Below are 20,437 nucleotides of genomic sequence, written 5' to 3' on the forward strand. Positions count from 1 at the left end.
CGCGGCTCCGAAGGCTGTCGCAGCGGATGCGCCGCTGGCGCCGTCGGTTCGCAAGCTCTCCGCCGAGAGCGGCATCGATGCCGCGACCGTGCCCGGCTCCGGCAAGGACGGCCGCGTCACCAAGGGCGACATGCTGGCCGCGATCGAGAAGGCGGCTTCCGCGCCGACGCCGGTGAATCAGCCGGCCGCTTCGGTGCAGGTCCGCGCGCCGTCGCCGGCCGATGACGCCGCGCGCGAAGAGCGCGTGAAGATGACGCGGCTGCGCCAGACCATCGCGCGGCGGCTGAAGGATGTGCAGAACACGGCCGCGATGCTGACGACCTTCAACGAGGTCGACATGAGCCACATCATGGCGATGCGCACGCAATACAAGGACGTGTTCGAGAAGAAGCACGGCTCCAAGCTCGGCTTCATGGGCTTCTTCACCAAGGCGGTGGTGCAGGCGCTCAAGGACATTCCGGCCGTCAACGCCGAGATCGACGGCTCCGACCTGATCTACAAGAACTACTATCACATCGGCGTCGCCGTCGGCACCGACAAGGGCCTGGTCGTGCCCGTGGTGCGCGACTGCGACCACAAATCGATCTCCGACATCGAAAAGTCGATCGCCGATTTCGGCCGCCGCGCCCGCGATGGTCAGCTCAAGATCGACGAAATGCAGGGCGGTACCTTCACCATCACCAATGGCGGCATCTACGGCTCGCTGATGTCGACGCCGATCCTGAACGCGCCGCAATCCGGCATCCTCGGCATGCACAAGATCCAGGAGCGGCCGATGGTGGTCGGCGGCAAGATCGAGGTCCGCCCGATGATGTACCTGGCGCTGTCCTACGATCACCGCGTGATCGACGGCAAGGAAGCCGTGACCTTCCTGGTCCGCGTCAAGGAAAGCCTGGAGGATCCGGCCCGCCTGGTGCTGGATCTCTGAGACGTCAAGCTTGTCGGCATCGGTGTCAAAACCGGGCGTCGCGAGCCGTGGATCGATGCGCGCTCATGTGCGGAGGCTGATGTGACCGATAAAGTCGTTGTAATCACCGGCGGCAGCCGCGGCATCGGCCGCGCTACCGCGCTCGCGGCCGCCGCGCGCGGCTATCGCATCGTGGTCGGCTACGCCAGCAACAAGGCGGCGGCTGATGAGGTCGTCGCGCTGATCGAGGGCAAGAACGGCAAGGCGATCGCGGTGAAATGCGATGTCGCCGAGGAAAGCGATATCCTGGAGCTGTTCAAGGCGGCGGACAAGTTCGGCTCGTTGGGAGCGCTCGTCAATAATGGCGGTATTGTCGGCAAGAGCGGCGTGCGCGTCGACGAGATGTCGGCCGAGCGCATCCAGCACGTGATGGCGGTTAACGTCACTGGCTCCATCCTCTGCGCGCGTGAGGCGGTGAAGCGCATGTCGACCAAGCATGGCGGCAAGGGCGGCGTCATCGTCAATCTTTCCTCGGTCGCAGCGAGACTCGGCGCGCCGAACACCTATGTCGACTACGCCGCGTCCAAGGGCGCGATCGATTCTTTCACGGTCGGACTTGGCTATGAAGTTGCCGGTGAAGGCATCCGCGTCGCAGGCATCCGTCCCGGACTGATCGACACCGAAATCCACGCCGCGGGCGGCGAGCCCGATCGCGCCCATCGGCTCGCGCATCTGGTGCCGATGAAGCGCGTCGGCAGCGCGGAAGAAATCGCCAACGCCATCGTCTGGCTGATCTCGGACGAGGCATCCTACGTCACCAGCGCCATCCTCGACGTCTCGGGTGGGCGGTAATCCCTGACACCTTTCTGAAAGCTACAGGACTTCATCATGGCTACCTACGATCTCGTCGTCATCGGCACCGGCCCGGGCGGATATGTCTGCGCGGTGCGCGCGGCGCAACTCGGCATGAAGGTGGCGGTGGTCGAGAAGAACGCGACGCTGGGCGGCACCTGCCTGAACGTCGGCTGCATGCCGTCGAAGGCGCTGCTGCATGCGTCCGAAATGTTCGAGGAGGCGGCGCATTCCTTTGCCAAGATGGGCGTCAGCGTTTCCACGCCGAAGCTCGATCTGCCGGCGATGATGAATTTCAAGCAGCAGGGCATCGACGGCAACGTCAAGGGCGTCGAGTTCCTGATGAAGAAGAACAAGATCGACGTGCTGAAGGGCGCCGGCAAAATCCTCGGTGCCGGCAAGGTCGAAGTCAGTGGTGACGGCAAGACCCAGACGGTCGAGACCAAAAACATCGTCATTGCCACCGGCTCCGATATCGCGCGGCTGAAAGGCATCGAGATCGACGAGAAGCGCGTGGTGTCATCGACCGGCGCGCTTTCGTTGGCAAAAGTGCCGGAAAAAATGCTGATCATCGGTGCCGGCGTGATCGGCCTCGAACTCGGCTCGGTGTGGCGCCGGCTGGGGGCGGAGATCATGGTCGTCGAATTCCTCGACCGCATCCTGCCCGGCATGGACGGCGAAGTGGCGAAGCAATTCCAGCGCATGCTCGAAAAGCAGGGCTTTGCGTTCAATCTCGGCTCCAAGGTCACCGGCGTCGATACATCGGGCAAGATGTTGAAGGTCAGTGTCGAACCGGCGGCGGGCGGAGCGGTGGAAACGCTGGAAACCGATGTGGTGCTGGTATGCATCGGCCGCGTGCCCTACACCGAAGGGCTGGGCCTCAAGGAAGCCGGCATCGCGCTCGACAACCGTGGGCGCGTGCAGATCGATTCGCATTTCGCAACCAGCGTGAAGGGCGTCTATGCGATCGGCGACGTGGTGGCGGGGCCGATGCTCGCGCACAAGGCCGAGGATGAAGGCGTCGCCTGTGCCGAGATCATCGCCGGCCAGGCCGGCCACGTGAACTACGATGTCATCCCAGGCGTCGTGTATACCACGCCGGAAGTGTCGTCGGTCGGCAAGACCGAGGAAGAGCTGAAGCAGGCGGGCGTCGCCTACACCTCGGGCAAGTTTCCGTTCACCGCCAACGGCCGTTCCAAGGTCAACCAGACCACTGACGGTTTCGTGAAGATTCTCGCAGATGCGAAGACCGATCGCGTACTCGGCGTGCACATCATCGGTCGTGAAGCCGGCGAAATGATCCACGAAGCCTGCGTTCTGATGGAGTTTGGTGGCTCCGCCGAAGATCTGGCGCGCACATGCCACGCTCATCCGACCCGTTCGGAGGCCGTCAAGGAAGCCGCGCTTGCGGTCGGAAAACGCGCGATCCATATGTGATCTAGATCCGGGACATACCGGGTAGAGCATGGCTGAAGAAGCGGATATCCGGTTCTCGAAAAGGCCATGCTTTTGAACGAGGAGATAGAGCGGAGCGACCAATCAATGGACGTCATTCCGCTCTAGGGATTACGATCGATGATGCGCCGCCTGTTACAGCCGTTCTGGGTCCTGCTCGCGATCATCTTCCTGATCGAAGCCTGGCTGTGGGATCATCTCGAGCCGATCGTCGAGCGCATCGTTGCGCTGATCCCGCTCCGCGCCTTCAAGCAATGGCTGTCCGATCGTGTCGATGCGCTGTCGCCGGCGATGACGCTGATCGTCTTCGCCGTGCCTGTCATCCCGCTGTTTCCGCTGAAGCTGGTAGGCCTCTGGCTGTTGGCCAACGAATACTGGGTCAGCGCCATCATCGTCATGGTGCTCGGCAAATTCTTAGGCCTCGGCGTCACCGCGTTCATCTTCGACGTGACGCGCGCCAAGCTCCTGCAGATGGCGTGGTTCAAGAAGGCCTATGAATTCATCATGGCGATGCGCGCCAAGGCGGCGGAGCTGGTCCAGCCGATCAAGCAGCGCATCCGCGACATCCTGCGTGGCGACGGCACCGGCTGGTCATCGCGCATGCTGCGGACCATCGCACGCTTCCGCAAGAGCGTGCATCAGGCGCGGTAGTGGCGTCACCACAGGTGTCGTAGGGTGGGCAAAGGAGCAAAGCGACGTGCCCACCATCCATCACCGAAATCGCTGTGAGATGGTGGGCACGCTGCGCTTTGCCCACCCTACGGATCACGGCGTTCGCAGTTGCGCACCGATGACGAACGAAGGATCTCAATGCAGATGCAAGAGATGCGGCGCGTAGAGGCCGAGCGCGGTGATGGCGATGCCCACGATCGCCAGGGCGCCTGACACCCAGGCCAGAACCAGCATGCCGGTGATGATGGTGGCGGACGCCAGCACGATGCCGATCTGGAAGGCGGCGGAAGCGATTTCATAGTGATGATACTTCGCGGTCGCCTCGTCGCGCTGGTGCTCGGCGTGCTTGGCGCGTTTTGCCAGCTCCTCCGAACCCTCGCCGGTTTCCGGCTCCGAGCGATAGCGCTGCGCGGTCTTGTTCCAGTCGTCGATCTGCTTCTGCAGCGCCGCCTTTGCCGCATCGTCGCCGACGGTGCCCATGCTAAGCTTCGCGTGCTCGGCGGTGGCCTGCACCACGGTGCGACGGATGCTCTTGGCCTGGAAGAATGCCCAGAGATTCGAAGCCTCGACATTCCTGCTGATGGCTTCGGTCTGCGCACCCTTGCCCAGCGTTTCCGACAGCGCCAGAAACAGGGCGATCACCGCGATCAGCAACGCGATCTTCTTGTTCGAGCCCGACGCGTGCTCGGCATGCTCCGCATGCTCCATGCTTTCATGTGCGCCCATATTTTCCCCTCTCCAGTGAGATCAAAATTCACGATTGCCGAACGGGCAGTTCAAAGCAAGCGTCAAGCAGCCATTTGAACTGTTGCTTTAAGGGATTATTTTGTCGGTCCTTTTAAGCTTTCAATATGACAACCGCCGATTTCCTTGCAGTCTGTTTTTGGCCGCTCGTCATTCTTTTCGCCGTGCTGCTGAAAACCGTCCGCGACCCTGTGCTGTTGCGGTGGATCGGCGCCATCATCGGGCTCTTCATTGCGCTTTGCGTCCTACTGTGGGTGGTTTATGGCCCTAGCTCGCTGGTCGGTGTCGTCGACTTTTATCTGTTCTTGTTCATTGTTGGGCTCGGGCTGATCTGGCTCGGATTGCAAGAGTGGCGCTTCTTTCGGCCGGTTTCGAAATCGATATGGAAGGCCTGTGCAGCGATGCTCGGCGGTGCCGCCCTTGCGGCCCTGATGGGCACGATCCTGATTCAGGACTTCTTCCAGTCACCGATCGTTCTCGAAGGCCGCGTTCAGAACGTGCGAACGCGAGGAAGGCACAACAGCGAATACGTCGCCGACATAGCCGGTCGCACAGTCAAGGTGACGACACCGGTCTATGAGCGACTGAAACTCCTGCCGGTCGTCCGCGCGGAGGTTGGTCGCGGATCGAACTACGTGTATGCGATTGAGTATCTCGCTAATTAGAGCAGGATGGGATCAGGCTGGGCCGTGACGACCGACCGTCTCGAGCCCCGGACACAAGCGGCGGGCCACTACAAGCCGGGGCCCATTCTACTTTGCATGGGGTTGTTTTCGCGATTTTGTGTCTGACCGCGTCACCCGCGCGGGTGGGCGCTCTTGTACACTTGCAGCAGCCGTTCGCTGTCGATCCCGGTATAGATTTGGGTGGTCGAGAGCGAGGCGTGGCCGAGCAGTTCCTGGATCGCGCGCAAATCGCCGCCGCGGCTGAGCAGATGGGTCGCGAAGGAATGCCGCAGCGCATGCGGCGTGGCGCTGTCGGGCAGCCCCAGCGCGCCGCGCAGCCGCTCCATGGTGAGCTGGATGATCCGGGGGGATAGCGGCCCGCCGCGCGCGCCGACGAAGATCGGCCCGGCCGGAGGCAATGAATGCGGGCACATCGCAACGTAATCGGCGATCAGGGTAAGCACGTTCTGCAGCACCGGCACCATTCGGGTCTTGTTGCCCTTGCCGGTGACGATGATGACGTCGCCTTCGCCGGGTTTGGGCACATCGCGGCGCTTCAGTCCGAGCGCCTCGGAGATGCGCAGGCCCGATCCGTAGAGCAGCGCCATGACCGCGGCGTCACGCGCCAGGATCCAGGGTTCGCGTTCCTCGCCGGCGCGCTCGTTGGCATCCGCAAAGCGCTTGGCGGCGTGCATCTGGATCGGCTTGGGCAGGCTCTTTGCAATTTTCGGCGCGCGGATGGCGGAGAGGGCGCCGACCCTGCCTTTGCCTTCCCGCTCCAGAAAGCGCCCGAATGAGCGCAAGCCCGCCAGCGCCCGCATCAGCGAGCGCCCGCCGATATCGTCGGCGCGGCGCATCGCCATGAACGCCCTGACGTCGGTGGCTTCCAGCGCGGCGAACCGTTTCAGTGTGACAAGGCTTCCCCAATGCTCGGCGAGAAAGGTGAGGCACTGGCGGAGGTCGCGGGCGTAGGCTTCGCGTGTCTTCGGTGACAGCCGCCGTTCGGCGCGCAAATGCGTCAGCCAGCGCCCGACTTCCCGCGCGAACGCCTCGTCGGCGCAATCGAGCTCAAGCGCTTGCGGTGTCGGAACTTCCCTGGCCATCATCCCTGCCTTTGGAGTTCGCCTTGGAGGCCGCGCTCCAACGCATTATATGGCACCTCTTTGGTTTACCGTTCGCTAACCGGCCGGAGCAGCGCTAGCCTCGCTCTGGATACCCTGAGCCTGATTCCCCTGATGGACCACGCCACCCGCCAAACCAGTTCCTCGGCCTCGTCGACCCGCGTGGTCGACGTGCTGGTGCCGGTCGCGCTCAATCAAAACTATTCGTACCGCGTGCCGCGCGGCATGGAGTTGAAGCCGGGCGATGTCGTCTGCGTTCCGCTCGGCCCGCGCGAGGTGGTGGCAGTGGTGTGGGCGGAGAACGCCAATCCCGATCCGCGGCTGCATAATCGCCTGAAGGACGTCGGTGAAAAGCTCGACGTGCCGCCGCTCAAGGAAGAGCTGCGCAGCCTGGTCGACTGGGTCGCCAACTACACGCTGTCAGCGCGCGGCATGGTGCTGCGCATGGCGTTGCGGATGGGCGAAAATCTCGGCCCCGAGCGGATGCGCCTCGGCGTGCGGCTGGTCGGCGAGCCGCCGCGGCGGCTGACACCGGCACGACGCCGGCTGATCGAAGTGCTGTCGGATGGCCTGCTGCACGGCAAATCGGATGCGGCGCGGGAAGCCGGCGTCAGCTCCGGTGTGGTCGACGGTCTGGTCGACGAGGGCACGCTTGCGATTGAGGCGATGCCGCCACCGCCGGCGCCGCCGGCGCCCGATCCAGCCTTTGCCCAGCCGGAATTTTCTCCCCAGCAACGCGCGGCGGTGGACGCGATGCGTGCGCTCGCCGCCAACGGTACGTTCCATGTCGCGCTGCTCGACGGCGTCACCGGCTCGGGCAAGACGGAAGTCTATTTCGAGGCGATTGCGGAAGTCGTCCGGCGGGCCAAGCAGACGCTGATCCTGATGCCGGAGATCGCGCTGACAGGACAATTCCTCGACCGCTTTGCGCAGCGTTTTGGCGTGCGCCCGATCGAGTGGCACTCCGAACTGACGCCGCGCACAAGGCAACGCAATTGGGCCGCGATATCGGCCGGCGAGGCGCCGGTCGTGGTCGGCGCGCGCTCGGCGCTGTTTTTGCCTTACGCGGATTTGGGCCTGATCATCGTCGATGAAGAGCACGACCAGGCCTACAAGCAGGATGAGGGCGCGCATTATCACGCCCGCGACATGGCGGTGGTGCGGGCTCACATTGCAAAGATTCCGATCGTGCTGGCGTCGGCCACGCCGTCGGTCGAGAGCGAAGTCAATGCGCGCAAGGGGCGCTATCAGCGCGTCGCGCTGCCGTCGCGTTTCGGCGGCCAGCACATGCCGCATATCGAGGCGATCGACCTGCGCCGCGCGCCGCCGCCGCGCGGCCGCTTCATCTCGCCGCCGCTGGCCGAGCAGATCAGGTTCGCGATCGAGAAGCGCGAGCAGGCGCTGCTGTTCCTCAACCGCCGCGGCTATGCGCCGCTGACGCTATGCCGGGCCTGCGGCCATCGCTTCGCCTGCACCATCTGCGACGCCTGGTTGGTGGACCACAGGTTTCGCCAGCGCCTCGTCTGCCACCATTGCGGCTTCTCGATGCCGCGCCCGAACATCTGCCCGCATTGCCAGGCGGAGGAATCGCTGGCCGCGATCGGTCCGGGTGTCGAGCGGCTGCAGGAAGAGGCGGCGTCGCTGTTTCCGGAAGCGCGCACCATGGTGCTGTCGAGCGATCTCATCACCTCGATCGAGACCATGCGCAGCGAGCTGAACGAAATCGCCGAGGGACGCGTCGACATTATCATCGGCACGCAACTGGTGGCGAAGGGACATAATTTCCCGCGGCTCAATCTGGTCGGCGTCGTCGACGCCGACCTCGGCCTCGGCAATGGCGATCCTCGCGCCGCCGAGCGTACGTTCCAATTGCTCAACCAGGTGATCGGCCGCGCCGGGCGCGAGCAGGGCCGCGGCATCGGCTTTCTGCAGACCCACCAGCCCGAACATCCCGTGATGAAGGCCTTGGTCGCGAGCGACCGCGAAGCCTTCTACGCCAGCGAGATCGACTCGCGTGAGCGCACCGGCTACCCGCCGTTCGGCCGGCTCGCCAGCCTGATCATTTCCGCGGGCGATCGGCCGACTGCGGAAAGTTTTGCCCGCAGACTTACCGCCGTCGCGCCGATCGACGAGCGCATCCAGGTGCTCGGCCCCGCGGAGGCGCCGCTTGCGGTGATCAAGGGCCGCTACCGGTTCCGCATTCTGGTGAAGTCGCTGCGCAACGTCGATCTGTCGGAATATTTGCGCGAATGGCTCGCCGCCGGGCCGAAGACCAAGGGCAATCTCAAACTCGAAGTCGACGTCGATCCGCAGAGCTTTTTATGAGCGCCGAGCCCTTCAATTGGGAAGGCGCGCGTCAACCATTGGACCACAGATTGGTCGTGTATCCCTGCTCGACGAAGGCGTCGATCTTCGCCGCCTGATCCTCGTCACCACCGGTCCGGGCCGCAAAAATCTTTCCGAACGAGATGCGCTTGGCTTCCGGCCAGTGCTCCGGTTCCCAGAGGTGCGATCGGATCACCGAACGCGCGCAGTGGAAGTAGCTCCGCTCGATGTGGATCCGGATGGCAAGCAGCGCCGGGCGGCCTGACTTCCCAAGCGCGGCCAACAATTCGGCATCGTCAAACATCTCTGCCCGGCCCGAGAGCCGCAATGTCTCGCCGGTTCGGGGCCGCAGGAAGATCATGCCGATCCGGCCGGTCTCGATGATGTTCTGCAGGCCGAACGCGAGGTTGTTGCCGGCCCGTTCGGGAAGCAGCACCGTTCTGTCGTTTTCGACGTGGGCGAACCCGGGTTCGTCTCCCTTTGGAGACACCTCAATCGGCCCGTCGCGACCGGCCGTGGCCATCAGCCCAAACGGGCACGTCCGGAGGAAATCGATCGCCTGTTCGTCGAGGAAGGGGAGTATCTTGGCCCTGGTGGTCTCGCGGGGCTCGGGGAGGATGCCTCTCAGTTGCTCCACGGTTTTGACCTGGCTCATGATTGCGATCTCGTCAGTGAGGTGGGTCTGAAGCCGCGGAACGCCGCCCGCCTGTGTTCCCGCAGAACCTAGCACGGTCCTCCTGGCACCGTGGTGGCCAGAGCGGCACGGCAACAAGAATGCCTTTAACAAAAAGGCCTGCCGTCATTTGCGACGGCAGGCCTTTGTTGCCGCGGGAAGTCCCGCGACCATTTTCGCAACGCAACGCTACTCGATCTGATGGACCGGAAAACGGCGCGATTAGCGCGCCTTTAGGAAATAACCTCGGCGGTGACGTGGCCGACGCCGGCGCCGGTCAGGCCGATGGCACGGGCAGCGCCCTTGGAGAGGTCGAGCACGCGTCCCTTGATGAAGGGGCCGCGGTCGTTGATCGTGACGATCACGCTTTGGCCGCGGTGGGTCACCCGGAGCTTGGTGCCGAACGGCAGCGAGCGGTGGGCTGCGGTCATGGCGTTCTGGTTGAAGCGCTGTCCGGAGGCAGTCTTGCTGCCGGATTCATTGCCGTAGAAGGAAGCCTTTCCCGAGAAGCCGCGCCCCGTGCTCTGGGAGCCGATCGAGGCGTTGGCGTTCATCCAGTTGTCGCCGGCCGGCTGGGTCTTGGCTTGGTGGGAATGGTGGTGGTGATGACGGTGATGCCTCGACTTGGCGGAAGCTTCGGTGACGCTGCCGCCGACCAGGAGAGTTGCGGCGATCAACGCGAACGCTGTACGCGACCGGGTTAGAGTTCCCGGCACGATCGTATTGGTGTGCAACATTAAACCAATCCCTCAGAGAGTATTGCCACATGCGTGACAAATGGAACCCCCGTCCCAGTTTCAGCGGTTGCCGTTTGGTCACGCAATAAGGCATGAATTGGGCAGTAGTTCCTTATTATCGGCGGCTGACATATCTTGTTACCGTGTGCAACTAATCACGCGATATTCCGTAATCTTGGGCTTTAACCGAATTTTAACCCATTGAATACTGTCTACTACTCGCGAATACAGTCATCCTTAGGCGTGGAAAGATTTAGGCAAGTAATGGCCAAATGGAGGAGATTGGCCTGGTTCGTTCCGAGGGCGCCTGCTCATGGCCGCCATGCAAATACGATTGGAACCAATGCGTCGCTTGCTGACGCGTGCCAGCCGCTCGTTCGGCGCCCGGCCAAATTCCGGAGCGCTGAGCTGTCTCAAAACAACCTTCAACCGGTTCTGAAAATCGCCATGCGACAAGGCATCGCCCGAGCGCGCGGTCATGTTGCACCTGCGCGCTTGCTATGATAGCAAAGCCGCGATTTTACCGATCCCGGCACTTCCGTGCCGGTCGAAAATCGAAGTCCCGCTTGAATTCCAAGGGCTTGGATCGCTAGGCGCCGCTACCGTGGCGACGGTTTTTCCCTTGCGAATTTGACAGCTGAAAAGAGCGAGTCTGTGGCTGCAGAAGATCCGTCCGTTTCCGGGGTGTCCGGCCGTTATGCTACGGCCTTGTTCGAGTTGGCGCGCGACGAGAAATCCATCGACGCAGTAAAGGCCGATCTCGATAAATTCGAAGCCATGCTGAACGAAAGCGCCGATCTCAAGCGCCTCGTCCGCAGCCCGGTCTTCTCGGCAGAGGCGCAGGCCAAGGCGCTCAATGCGCTGCTCGACAAGGCCGGCATCACCGGCACCTCCGCCAAATTCCTTAAAGTGTTGACCGCCAACCGCCGGCTGTTCGCCGTGGCCGATGTGATCCGCGCCTTCCGCGCGCTGGTGGCGAAGTTCAAGGGCGAGGCGACCGCCGACGTCACCGTCGCCGAACAGCTCAATGAAAAGAATCTCGACGCGCTGAAGACCGCACTGAAATCAGTGACGGGCAAGGACGTCGCGCTCAACGTGAAAGTCGATCCCTCCATCATCGGCGGCCTTGTGGTCAAGCTCGGCAGCCGCATGGTGGATAGTTCGCTTCGCACCAAACTCAATTCGATCAAGCACGCGATGAAAGAGGCAGGCTGATGGACATCCGCGCCGCGGAAATTTCCGCGATCCTCAAGGACCAGATCAAGAATTTCGGCCAGGAGGCTGAGGTCACCGAAGTCGGACAGGTGCTGTCCGTCGGCGACGGTATCGCTCGCGTCTACGGTCTGGACAACGTCCAGGCCGGCGAAATGGTCGAGTTCGAGAACGGCACCCGCGGCATGGCGCTGAACCTCGAAACCGACAACGTCGGTATCGTCATCTTCGGCGCCGACCGTGAAATCAAGGAAGGCCAGACCGTCAAGCGCACCCGCGCCATCGTGGACACGCCGGTCGGCAAGGGTCTGCTCGGCCGCGTCGTCGACGCGCTGGGTAACCCGATCGACGGCAAGGGCCCGATCCAGGCCGACAAGCGCATGCGCGTCGACGTCAAGGCGCCCGGCATCATTCCGCGCAAGTCGGTGAGCGAGCCGATGGCGACCGGCCTCAAGGCGATCGATGCGCTGATCCCGGTCGGCCGCGGCCAGCGCGAGCTGATCATCGGCGACCGTCAGACTGGCAAGACCGCGATCGCGCTCGACACCATCCTGAACCAGAAGCCGCTCAACGCGCAGCCCGACGAGAACATCAAGCTGTATTGCGTCTACGTCGCGATCGGCCAGAAGCGTTCGACCGTTGCCCAGTTCGTGAAGGTGCTGGAAGAGCAGGGCGCGCTGGAATATTCGATCGTCGTCGCCGCCACCGCCTCCGATCCGGCGCCGATGCAGTACATTGCGCCGTTCACCGCCTGCACTATGGGCGAATTCTTCCGTGACAACGGCATGCACGCCGTCATCATCTATGACGATCTGTCGAAGCAGGCCGTCGCCTACCGCCAGATGTCGCTCCTGCTGCGCCGCCCGCCGGGCCGCGAAGCATATCCGGGCGACGTGTTCTATCTGCATTCCCGCCTGCTCGAGCGCGCGGCGAAGCTCAGCAAGGACCATGGCTCGGGATCGCTGACGGCGCTGCCGGTCATCGAAACCCAGGCCAACGACGTGTCGGCCTACATCCCGACCAACGTGATTTCGATTACCGACGGTCAGATCTTCCTGGAAACCGACCTGTTCTTCCAGGGCATCCGCCCCGCGGTGAACGTCGGTCTGTCGGTGTCGCGCGTGGGTTCGTCGGCGCAGACCAAGGCGATGAAGAAGGTCGCCGGCAAGATCAAGGGCGAGCTGGCGCAGTACCGCGAAATGGCGGCGTTCGCGCAGTTCGGCTCCGACCTCGATGCTTCGACGCAGCGCCTGCTCAACCGTGGTTCGCGCCTGACCGAACTCCTTAAGCAGCCGCAGTTCTCGCCGCTGAAGATGGAAGAGCAGGTCTGCGTGATCTGGGCCGGCACCAACGGCTATCTCGACGCGCTTCCGGTCAGCAAGGTGCGTGCATTCGAGGATGGCCTGCTGTCGCTGCTGCGCGGCAAGAACGTCGACATTCTCAACGGCATTCGTGACAGCCGCGATCTCTCCGATGATCTCGCCGGCAAGCTGAAGGCCGCGGTCGAAGGTTACGCCAAGACGTTTTCTTGAAGATTTGCCGTTGAGGCCCGGCTTCCAGCCGGGCCCGACGAACAGAGTGGCTTGCGATCGGGGCCTTGAGGCCAGATCGCCGGGGTGAACTGAGAATGGCTTCACTTAAAGACATGCGGGTCCGCATCGCCTCGACCAAGGCGACGCAGAAGATCACCAAGGCGATGCAGATGGTCGCGGCATCGAAGCTGCGCCGTGCGCAGACCGCTGCCGAAGCGGCCCGGCCCTACGCCGAAAAGATGGATGCGGTGATTTCCAACATCGCCGCTGCCGCCGCCGGTTCGCCCGGCGCGCCGGCACTGCTGGGCGGCACCGGCAGGGACCAGGTGCATCTGCTGCTGGTCTGCACCGGCGAACGCGGCCTGTGCGGCGCCTTCAATTCGGCGATCGTGCGTCTGGCCCGCGAGCGGGCGCTGTCCCTGATGAACCAGGGCAAGGAGGTCAAGATTTTCTGCGTCGGCCGCAAGGGCTACGACCAGCTTCGCCGCACCTTCGACAGGCAGATCATCGACCACGTCGATCTGCGCGGGGTTCGTCAGCTCGGCTTCGTCAACGCCGAGGACGTCGCCAAGAAGGTGCTGGCCCTGTTCGAAGCCGGCGAGTTCGACGTCTGCACGCTGTTCTATTCGCGCTTCAAGTCCGTCATCGCGCAGATCCCGACCGCCCAGCAGGTCATTCCGCTCGTCGTCGAAGAGCCGGCTGCCAATGCCGGTCCGTCGACTTCTTACGAATATGAGCCGGAAGAAGACGAGATCCTGACGCGGCTGTTGCCGCGCAATCTGGCGGTGCAGATCTTCCGCGCACTGCTGGAAAACAACGCTTCTTTCTACGGCGCGCAGATGAGCGCGATGGATAACGCCACCCGCAACGCCGGCGAAATGATCCGCAAGCAAACCCTAGTCTATAACCGAACCCGTCAAGCCCAGATCACCAAGGAGCTGATCGAGATCATCTCCGGCGCCGAGGCGGTCTAGCGCACGAACCAACCGACGGTCGTTCAAGTACAGAATTTCGAAGGAGAGCAATTCATGGCCACAGCAGCTAACCAGATCGGTCGCGTCACCCAAGTCATGGGCGCCGTTGTCGACGTGCAGTTCGAAGGTCATCTGCCGGCCATTCTCAATTCGCTGGAAACCAAGAACGGCGGCAACCGCCTGGTGCTGGAAGTCGCGCAGCACCTCGGTGAGTCCACCGTGCGCACGATCGCGATGGACGCGACCGAAGGTCTGGTGCGCGGTCAGGAAGTGACCGACACCGGCGAGCCGATCGCCATTCCGGTCGGTGACGGCACGCTCGGGCGCATCATGAACGTCATCGGCGAGCCGATCGACGAAGCCGGTCCGATCAAGTCCGAAGGCAAGCGCGCCATCCACCAGGAAGCGCCGACCTATACCGACCAGTCGACCGAAGCTGAAATTCTCGTCACCGGCATCAAGGTCGTCGATCTGCTCGCGCCCTACGCAAAGGGCGGCAAGATCGGCCTGTTCGGCGGCGCGGGCGTCGGCAAGACCGTGCTGATTCAGGAGCTGATCAACAACGTCGCCAAGGCGCACGGCGGTTACTCGGTGTTCGCCGGCGTCGGCGAGCGTACCCGCGAAGGCAACGACCTCTATCACGAGTTCATCGAGTCCAAGGTGAACGCCGATCCGAAGAATCCCGATCCGAGCGTGAAGTCGAAGTGCGCGCTGGTGTTCGGCCAGATGAACGAGCCGCCCGGCGCCCGCGCCCGCGTCGGCCTCACCGGCCTGACCGTCGCCGAGCACTTCCGCGACCAGGGCCAGGACGTGCTGTTCTTCGTCGACAACATCTTCCGCTTCACGCAGGCCGGCTCCGAAGTGTCGGCGCTCTTGGGCCGTATTCCTTCGGCGGTGGGTTATCAGCCGACGCTCGCCACCGACATGGGCGCGCTGCAGGAGCGCATCACCACCACGCAGAAGGGCTCGATCACCTCGGTGCAGGCGATCTACGTGCCGGCCGACGACTTGACCGACCCGGCGCCCGCCACCTCGTTCGCCCACTTGGACGCCACCACGGTGCTGAGCCGCGCGATCTCGGAAAAGGGCATCTACCCGGCGGTTGACCCGCTCGACTCCACCTCGCGCATGCTCTCCCCGCTCGTCGTCGGCGAGGATCATTATCAGACCGCGCGCATGGTTCAGCAGGTGTTGCAGAAGTACAAGTCGCTGCAGGACATCATCGCCATTCTCGGCATGGACGAACTGTCGGAAGAGGACAAGATCGCCGTGGCCCGCGCCCGCAAGATCGAGCGCTTCCTGTCGCAGCCGTTCCATGTCGCCGAAGTGTTCACGGGCTCGCCGGGCAAGTTCGTCGACCTCGCCGACACCATCAAGGGCTTCCGCGGCCTCTGCGAAGGCAAGTACGACCACCTGCCGGAAGCGGCGTTCTACATGGTCGGCACCATCGAAGAAGCCGTCGAGAAGGGCAAGAAGCTGGCTGCTGAAGCGGCTTAAGGGGCGAATGGTGGACAGGGAGTAGCGAACAGCGCTGCTCCCGTTCTTCCCACTCGCTGTTCGCTACTCGCTACTCGCAGGTTCTCCATGGCTACCTTCCACTTCGATCTCGTTTCACCTGAAAAGCTCGCCTTCTCCGGCGAAGTCGATCAGGTTGACATTCCAGGGCTGGAAGGCGATTTCGGCGTGCTCGCCGGACATGCACCGGTCGTGGCCGCGGTTCGCCCGGGCATCCTGACCATCATCGCCGGCGGCACCCGTGAAAAGGTGATCGTGCTCGGCGGCCTTGCGGAAATGTCGGAGAACGGCCTCACCGTGCTCGCCGACGTCGCCACCTCGATCGAGGATGTCGATCGCGCGCAGTTCGCCGAGACCATCGCCGAGATGGAAGCGAAGCTGGCCGAGAAGGAAGGTGGAGAGCTCGATCACGCCATCGAGCGGCTCGACCACTACAAGAGCATCCAGATCGAACTCAACGCCACGGCCATGCACTAAGCCCCGGGGCATCGCTCCGGGGCGGAATGAAGGCCCGGTTGCTATCAGCGCTCGTCACGTCGTGACGGGCGCTTTGTTTTTGACCTCGCCCGAAAGCATTGATTGCCCATGCGGTGCTGGCGTCGGGCTGGCCTCGACAATGTTGCACCGGGGAACTTCTGGCGGCATTCTGCCGCACCGGAACATGGTTCGGGGGCTGCTGTTCATGAAGCGCAAGATCGCGGCGATTTTTGCGGCCGATATTGCCGGTTACTCCAGACTGGTTGCCGAGGACGAAGAGGAGACGCTGCGTCGCCTGGCGTCCTACCGTCAGGTCACCGATGATTTCATCGCCAGGGGCGGCGGCCGCATATTCAATACCGCCGGCGACGCGGTGCTCGCTGAATTCCCCAGCGCGGTCGAAGCCGTGCGTTGCGCAATCGACATCCAGGAGAGCCTGCGCACCCGTAACATGGCCTATCCGCCCAGCCGGCAGATGGCCTTTCGCATCGGCATCACCATCGGCGACGTGGTCGAGCGTGACGGCGATCTCCTGGGCGACGGCGTCAACATCGCCGCGCGGCTCGAGGGACTCGCCGAAGTCGGCGGCATCTGCATCTCGCGCGCGGTGCATGAGCAGGTCGCCAACAAGCTGTCGGTGCAGTTCGCCGACATTGGCGCGCAGGAAGTGAAGAACATCCCGACGCCGGTGCATGCCTATATGGTGGCGATGCGCCGCGAGGACGGCACCTACACGACGCCGCAGGTCAAGAAGCCGGCGAAGTCGCCAGGCGTCGCACAGCCGAACTGGATGTGGCCGGTCGCCGTCACGGTGGTCGGCCTCGCCGCGATCGGTGTCGGCGGCTTTCTCTATCTCACCAAGCTGGAGACCTCGGCGACCAAGGTCGCATCTCCCAGCAGCATGGCGAGCCCTGCGCCGTCGCCGTCAGCGATCGCGGCCGTGCCCGCTCCGGTGCCCGCAGCCAAAGCCCCGGAGCGCCCATTGCCGCAACCGCCGTCGCCATCGGTGGTCGCGTCGGCCGACAAGTTTGCTGCGGCTAGCATTCCCTTCATCAGCGACAAGGCGCGCGCCTCGCTCGCCACCGACTACGCGCCGGCGGCCGACTTCAAGGCATTCGCGCTGAATGTCGGCGGGTTCAGTGCCTTCGTCACTGCGCAGCCGAGCGAGGAGGCGGCGAGGAGCGCGGCGGTCGAGCAATGTCAGAAGCGCGCGGAAGCCGCGCAATCGCCGCGCAAATGCGAACTGTATGCAGCCGGCGATGCGATCGTGTATGCCCATGGCAAACCGCCGCTGCCGCCATTGCCCTGGGTCCGGCGTGATCCCGCGACGGAGCAGCCCTTCGTCGCGAAGAATGTCCCGCTCGCCCGGGACCCTGCCAAGGCCCGCCTCGAAGCGGTTTATGCGCCGGCGCGAAGAAACAAGGCGCTGGCGATCGGACCCGGCGGCGGCGTATTGTTCTTTCCCATCGCGCTCGATACGGCGGACGAGGCGGTGCGGCGCGCGCTGGAGTCGTGCGGAGGAATCGCCAGCGTGCCATGCATGGTCGTCGCGATCAATGATGATTTCGTGGTCCCGATTCCGACCACGCTGAAGGTCACCGGCTTCTTCAGGGCCACCGGCAGCACGATGATATCCGCTGACGCACGCGACGATGTCGCGCGGCGGATGTCGGAAGCGCAGAGCGGCTGGAACGCGGTCGCGGTCGGCGCGGCCGGCCGGCCGGGACTGGCGCTGAAGGCGGCGAGCGAACAAGCGGCGATCAACGAATCGCTCGCCGATTGCGTCAAGCGTGACAGCAATTGTCAGGTTATCGGGATTGGCCCGTTTTCGGTCGGGCCGAACTAGTCCATGACGCGCCTGCGCCCAGTTCATCCGACGTCGACAGTATCCCGGGAGTCCGAATGTCTGCCGTCCGCCGGCCGATCGCCAGCAGCATGAACAGGTGCCGGTAGCCTTGGTACCTGGCGGCCGGACGGGTGCGTTCCCGCCCGCTGAACATCAGCGTGCCATTCCGGTCATGCACCCGCCATTCGAAGCTGCGGCGGCGCTTGGTCACAGTCACGTCGTTCATATGAGGCGAGACACCACGCGTTGCGATTTGTTCCATAACAACTCGTCTGCTGCCATGGTCCCTGTCAAGTGAATACGCGAGCGCCCGTCCCCACTATTCCATGAACCGGGAAGACCGGCCATAGGTTAGAGGTAGCGCATCGCGCCTGATGGCGCCTAGTGGGCGAAACCTGCAAACAGCCGGGTCACGGTCCGGTAGACGTCGCGCCGGAAGGGCACCACGAGATCGGCGACGCGTTCCAGCCTCTCCCAGCGCCAGGAATCGAATTCGGCCGGTTGGCCGTTGCGCGGCGTCAGCGGGTCGATCTCCTCGTCGCGGCCGGTGAATCGCACCGCGAACCATTTCTGTCGCTGGCCGCGGAATTTCGCCAAACGATGGTCGGGCGGACCGTCATAGGGCGGAAATTCATAATTCATCCAATCGGTCTCGCCGAGGTATTCGGCGCTGGCCGCCCCGGTCTCCTCCCAGAGCTCGCGCATCACCGCATCGCGCGGGTTCTCGTCGGCATCGATGCCGCCCTGCGGCATCTGCCATTCCAGCCCGGGAAGAATGATTTCCGGCCCGTCGTCGCGGAAGCGGCGGCCGATCAGCACGTGACCTGAGCTGTTGAACAGCGCAATTCCCACATTGGGCCGATAGGGCTTGTCGGACATGTCGATGGGAGCACCCGGTTCTCGTTGCGAAAAGGCGTCGAAGCGAACGGACTAACCGCCCGCGAGGCTGGAAAATTCCTTGACCACGCGTTCATAGACCGGCCGTTTGAACGGAACGATCAGGGTCGGGAGATTCTTCATCGGCTCCCAGCGCCAGCTCACGAATTCGGCCTTGTGTCCGCCGCCGCCGGGGCTGGCGACATTGATCTCCGCGTCCTTGCCGGTGAAGCGCACCGCGTACCATTTCTGCCGTTGGCCGCGATAGCGCCCCTTCCAGGCGCGACCGGCCACCGTGCGGGGAATGTCGTAGATCAGCCAGTCCGGGACCTCGCCGAGCTTTTCCACCGAGCGGACGCTGGTTTCTTCGTAAAGCTCGCGCTTGGCGGCCTCCCAGGTATCCTCGCCGGGATCGACCCCGCCCTGCGGCATCTGCCAGACATGGGTTTCATCGACATGTTCGATGCCGCCGGCGCGGCGGCCGATGAAGACCAGCCCGGCCGCGTTGATCAGCATCATGCCGACGCAGGTCCGGTAAGGCAGGTCTTCGTAGCGCGCCATTTCCGTCAGCTCTTCCTTGCCTGCATCAAGTTACCCACAATCGGTCTAACCGGCGCAGTCGGGGAAAGCCCGGTTCGCCGCCATCAGCTTGATCTCTAGCCTGATTTTGATTTCAGCATCGCCGTTGTCAATGGCACAAGCATGATGCCGCGGCTGTCCAGCGTCTTGATCCAGGCGGCAAGGCGATCGATCGAAATCGGCAGGGCCGAGGCGACGCCCACCGCCGTTCCGCGTTCCTTGGCGAGCGTCTCCAGCTTGACCAGCGTCCGGTCGATCTCGGCCGAGGTCGGTACGGCGTCGATGGTAAAATCGGCCTTGGCAAACGGCATCGATTGGGCCGCCGTGAGCGATCCGGCGGAGCTGCGCGGCGAGGAGCCGTCATCGAGATAGCCGAGGCCGCGCTTGGCCGCCTCGCGGATGATCGGCTGCATCACGGTGTCGGTTGCCGTGAAACGTGCGCCCATGAAGTTGGCAATCCCGGCATAGCCTTGAAAGCGGCTGAGGTGCCAGTAAAGCCGGTCGATGTTCTGCTCTGACGTCAGCGTCGTCAGCAGGGTTTGCGGTCCGGGATCGTTATCGGGATAGTCGAACGGCTCCATCGGAACCTGCAGCAGGATCTCGTGGCGCTGCGCCCGCGCCCGCTCGGCCAGTTTGGCGGGGTCTGCCCCGTAAGGCGTGAAGGCCAGCGTCACGGCCGGCGGCAGTTTCATGATGGCGTCGGTGGTCTTGGCGGCGCCGACGCCGAGGCCGCCGACGACGATGGCGATCACGGGCATCTTGGCGGCCTTGATGCGGTCGGCGTCGGCTGCATAGACCGTGAACGGCTTGAGGCCGTCGGCCACCACCGGGATCATGCCGTAACGCGACTTTTCCAGAAGCCGCTGATCGATGCCGGCCATCGGGCTTGCCGGCGCGGATTCCGCGCCTGCCTTGTCGCCGGCGTCGCCGCCGATCACGATGTCCTGGCGCTTGCCGCTGGAGCCGTCGATGATGGTGACGGTCTTGTTGTCGCCAGCCGGGGCCTGCGAGGACGCCGATTTCGCCGCCTTCTCGGCGACAGGCTGCCTGTCGTCCGTCGCCGGCGTGCGCAAGGCAACGCGGGCGCTCGGCTCCCCGCCCAGCGGGTTGTCGACAAAGAGGGCAACGGTCAGGAAGCCGACCAGGAACAGGCCGAGCAGCACCGCCAGCGCCTGCATCGCGGTGAACGGTAGCCGAAACCGGCGCTTCTTGCGCTCCGTTTTCTGCCCGAGCGGCGTGCTCAGTTCGTCGGCCGTTTCCGTCATGGACCTCCCC

The 20,437-nt window shown here is 63.7% G+C and carries 19 protein-coding genes; 12 read left to right on the forward strand and 7 right to left on the reverse strand.

Annotated elements, in window-relative coordinates; genetic code table 11:
- From odhB to CQ12_RS00020, 4 genes are all read left to right on the forward strand, one after another.
- Positions 1-928 (forward strand): 2-oxoglutarate dehydrogenase complex dihydrolipoyllysine-residue succinyltransferase (gene odhB / locus CQ12_RS00005; protein WP_057833317.1); only part of this gene is annotated, 928 nt, incomplete at its 5' end.
- 81 nt (positions 929-1,009) lie between these two features.
- The gene (locus tag CQ12_RS00010; RefSeq protein WP_057833318.1) at positions 1,010-1,759 is read left to right on the forward strand and encodes an SDR family oxidoreductase; all 750 of its coding nucleotides are present in this window, start codon (positions 1,010-1,012) and stop codon (positions 1,757-1,759) included.
- A 36-nt stretch (positions 1,760-1,795) separates the two neighbouring features.
- A complete protein-coding gene (gene lpdA, locus CQ12_RS00015) occupies positions 1,796-3,196 on the forward strand; it encodes a dihydrolipoyl dehydrogenase (protein WP_057833319.1) in 1,401 nt (466 codons plus the stop codon).
- 138 nt (positions 3,197-3,334) lie between these two features.
- On the forward strand, positions 3,335-3,865 hold the full coding sequence (locus tag CQ12_RS00020) for a hypothetical protein (RefSeq protein WP_057833320.1): 531 nt from the start codon (positions 3,335-3,337) through the stop codon (positions 3,863-3,865).
- Between the two features lie 156 nt (positions 3,866-4,021).
- On the opposite strand, the gene CQ12_RS00025 is transcribed toward CQ12_RS00020, so the two are convergent.
- Positions 4,022-4,612, reverse strand: a complete 591-nt coding sequence (locus CQ12_RS00025) for a DUF4337 domain-containing protein (RefSeq protein WP_057833321.1) — start codon at positions 4,610-4,612, stop codon at positions 4,022-4,024.
- A 125-nt stretch (positions 4,613-4,737) separates the two neighbouring features.
- On the opposite strand from CQ12_RS00025, the gene CQ12_RS00030 reads away from it, so the two are divergent.
- A complete protein-coding gene (locus CQ12_RS00030) occupies positions 4,738-5,295 on the forward strand; it encodes a hypothetical protein (protein ID WP_057833322.1) in 558 nt (185 codons plus the stop codon).
- Positions 5,296-5,426: 131 nt separating this feature from the next.
- Here the strand turns inward: CQ12_RS00030 and CQ12_RS00035 are convergent, their stop codons facing one another.
- Positions 5,427-6,398 (reverse strand): tyrosine recombinase XerC, encoded by a 972-nt coding sequence (locus tag CQ12_RS00035; protein WP_057833358.1) that lies wholly within the window; start codon positions 6,396-6,398, stop codon positions 5,427-5,429.
- Between the two features lie 132 nt (positions 6,399-6,530).
- Here CQ12_RS00035 and CQ12_RS00040 point away from each other — a divergent pair, with 132 nt between their 5' ends.
- Positions 6,531-8,741, forward strand: a complete 2,211-nt coding sequence (locus CQ12_RS00040) for a primosomal protein N' (protein ID WP_057833323.1) — start codon at positions 6,531-6,533, stop codon at positions 8,739-8,741.
- 31 nt (positions 8,742-8,772) lie between these two features.
- Here CQ12_RS00040 and CQ12_RS00045 read toward each other — a convergent pair whose 3' ends face one another.
- Positions 8,773-9,396: an MSMEG_1061 family FMN-dependent PPOX-type flavoprotein gene (locus CQ12_RS00045; protein WP_057833324.1), complete on the reverse strand. Its 624-nt coding sequence runs from the start codon at positions 9,394-9,396 to the stop codon at positions 8,773-8,775.
- Between the two features lie 251 nt (positions 9,397-9,647).
- Positions 9,648-10,151: a septal ring lytic transglycosylase RlpA family protein gene (locus CQ12_RS00050; RefSeq protein ID WP_057833325.1), complete on the reverse strand. Its 504-nt coding sequence runs from the start codon at positions 10,149-10,151 to the stop codon at positions 9,648-9,650.
- A gap of 654 nt (positions 10,152-10,805) precedes the next feature.
- On the opposite strand from CQ12_RS00050, the gene CQ12_RS00055 reads away from it, so the two are divergent.
- From CQ12_RS00055 to CQ12_RS00080, 6 genes are all read left to right on the forward strand, one after another.
- Positions 10,806-11,366 carry a F0F1 ATP synthase subunit delta gene (locus CQ12_RS00055; RefSeq protein WP_057833326.1) on the forward strand — a complete coding sequence of 187 codons (561 nt, stop codon included), beginning with the start codon at positions 10,806-10,808 and terminating at the stop codon, positions 11,364-11,366.
- Positions 11,366-12,895 carry a F0F1 ATP synthase subunit alpha gene (gene atpA / locus CQ12_RS00060; protein ID WP_057833327.1) on the forward strand — a complete coding sequence of 510 codons (1,530 nt, stop codon included), beginning with the start codon at positions 11,366-11,368 and terminating at the stop codon, positions 12,893-12,895. The genes CQ12_RS00055 and atpA overlap by 1 nt, the downstream gene beginning before the upstream one ends.
- 95 nt (positions 12,896-12,990) lie before the next feature.
- A complete protein-coding gene (locus CQ12_RS00065; protein WP_057833328.1) occupies positions 12,991-13,869 on the forward strand; it encodes a F0F1 ATP synthase subunit gamma in 879 nt (292 codons plus the stop codon).
- Between the two features lie 54 nt (positions 13,870-13,923).
- Positions 13,924-15,366 carry a F0F1 ATP synthase subunit beta gene (gene atpD / locus CQ12_RS00070; RefSeq protein ID WP_057833329.1) on the forward strand — a complete coding sequence of 481 codons (1,443 nt, stop codon included), beginning with the start codon at positions 13,924-13,926 and terminating at the stop codon, positions 15,364-15,366.
- 87 nt (positions 15,367-15,453) lie between these two features.
- The gene (locus CQ12_RS00075) at positions 15,454-15,861 is read left to right on the forward strand and encodes a F0F1 ATP synthase subunit epsilon (protein WP_057833330.1); all 408 of its coding nucleotides are present in this window, start codon (positions 15,454-15,456) and stop codon (positions 15,859-15,861) included.
- Positions 15,862-16,066: 205 nt separating this feature from the next.
- Positions 16,067-17,707 carry an adenylate/guanylate cyclase domain-containing protein gene (locus CQ12_RS00080; protein ID WP_057833359.1) on the forward strand — a complete coding sequence of 547 codons (1,641 nt, stop codon included), beginning with the start codon at positions 16,067-16,069 and terminating at the stop codon, positions 17,705-17,707.
- A gap of 381 nt (positions 17,708-18,088) precedes the next feature.
- Here the strand turns inward: CQ12_RS00080 and CQ12_RS00085 are convergent, their stop codons facing one another.
- The 3 genes from CQ12_RS00085 to CQ12_RS00095 form a co-directional block, all read right to left on the reverse strand.
- Complete coding sequence (locus CQ12_RS00085) at positions 18,089-18,586, reverse strand: RNA pyrophosphohydrolase (protein ID WP_057833331.1); 498 nt, start codon at positions 18,584-18,586, stop codon at positions 18,089-18,091.
- 51 nt (positions 18,587-18,637) lie between these two features.
- Complete coding sequence (locus CQ12_RS00090) at positions 18,638-19,144, reverse strand: RNA pyrophosphohydrolase (RefSeq protein ID WP_057833332.1); 507 nt, start codon at positions 19,142-19,144, stop codon at positions 18,638-18,640.
- Positions 19,145-19,239: 95 nt separating this feature from the next.
- On the reverse strand, positions 19,240-20,427 hold the full coding sequence (locus tag CQ12_RS00095; protein ID WP_057833333.1) for a divergent polysaccharide deacetylase family protein: 1,188 nt from the start codon (positions 20,425-20,427) through the stop codon (positions 19,240-19,242).
- Positions 20,428-20,437: the final 10 nt, after the last annotated feature.

Origin of the sequence: Bradyrhizobium jicamae, from assembly GCF_001440395.1 — a bacterium.
GTDB classification, from domain to species: domain Bacteria; phylum Pseudomonadota; class Alphaproteobacteria; order Rhizobiales; family Xanthobacteraceae; genus Bradyrhizobium; species Bradyrhizobium jicamae.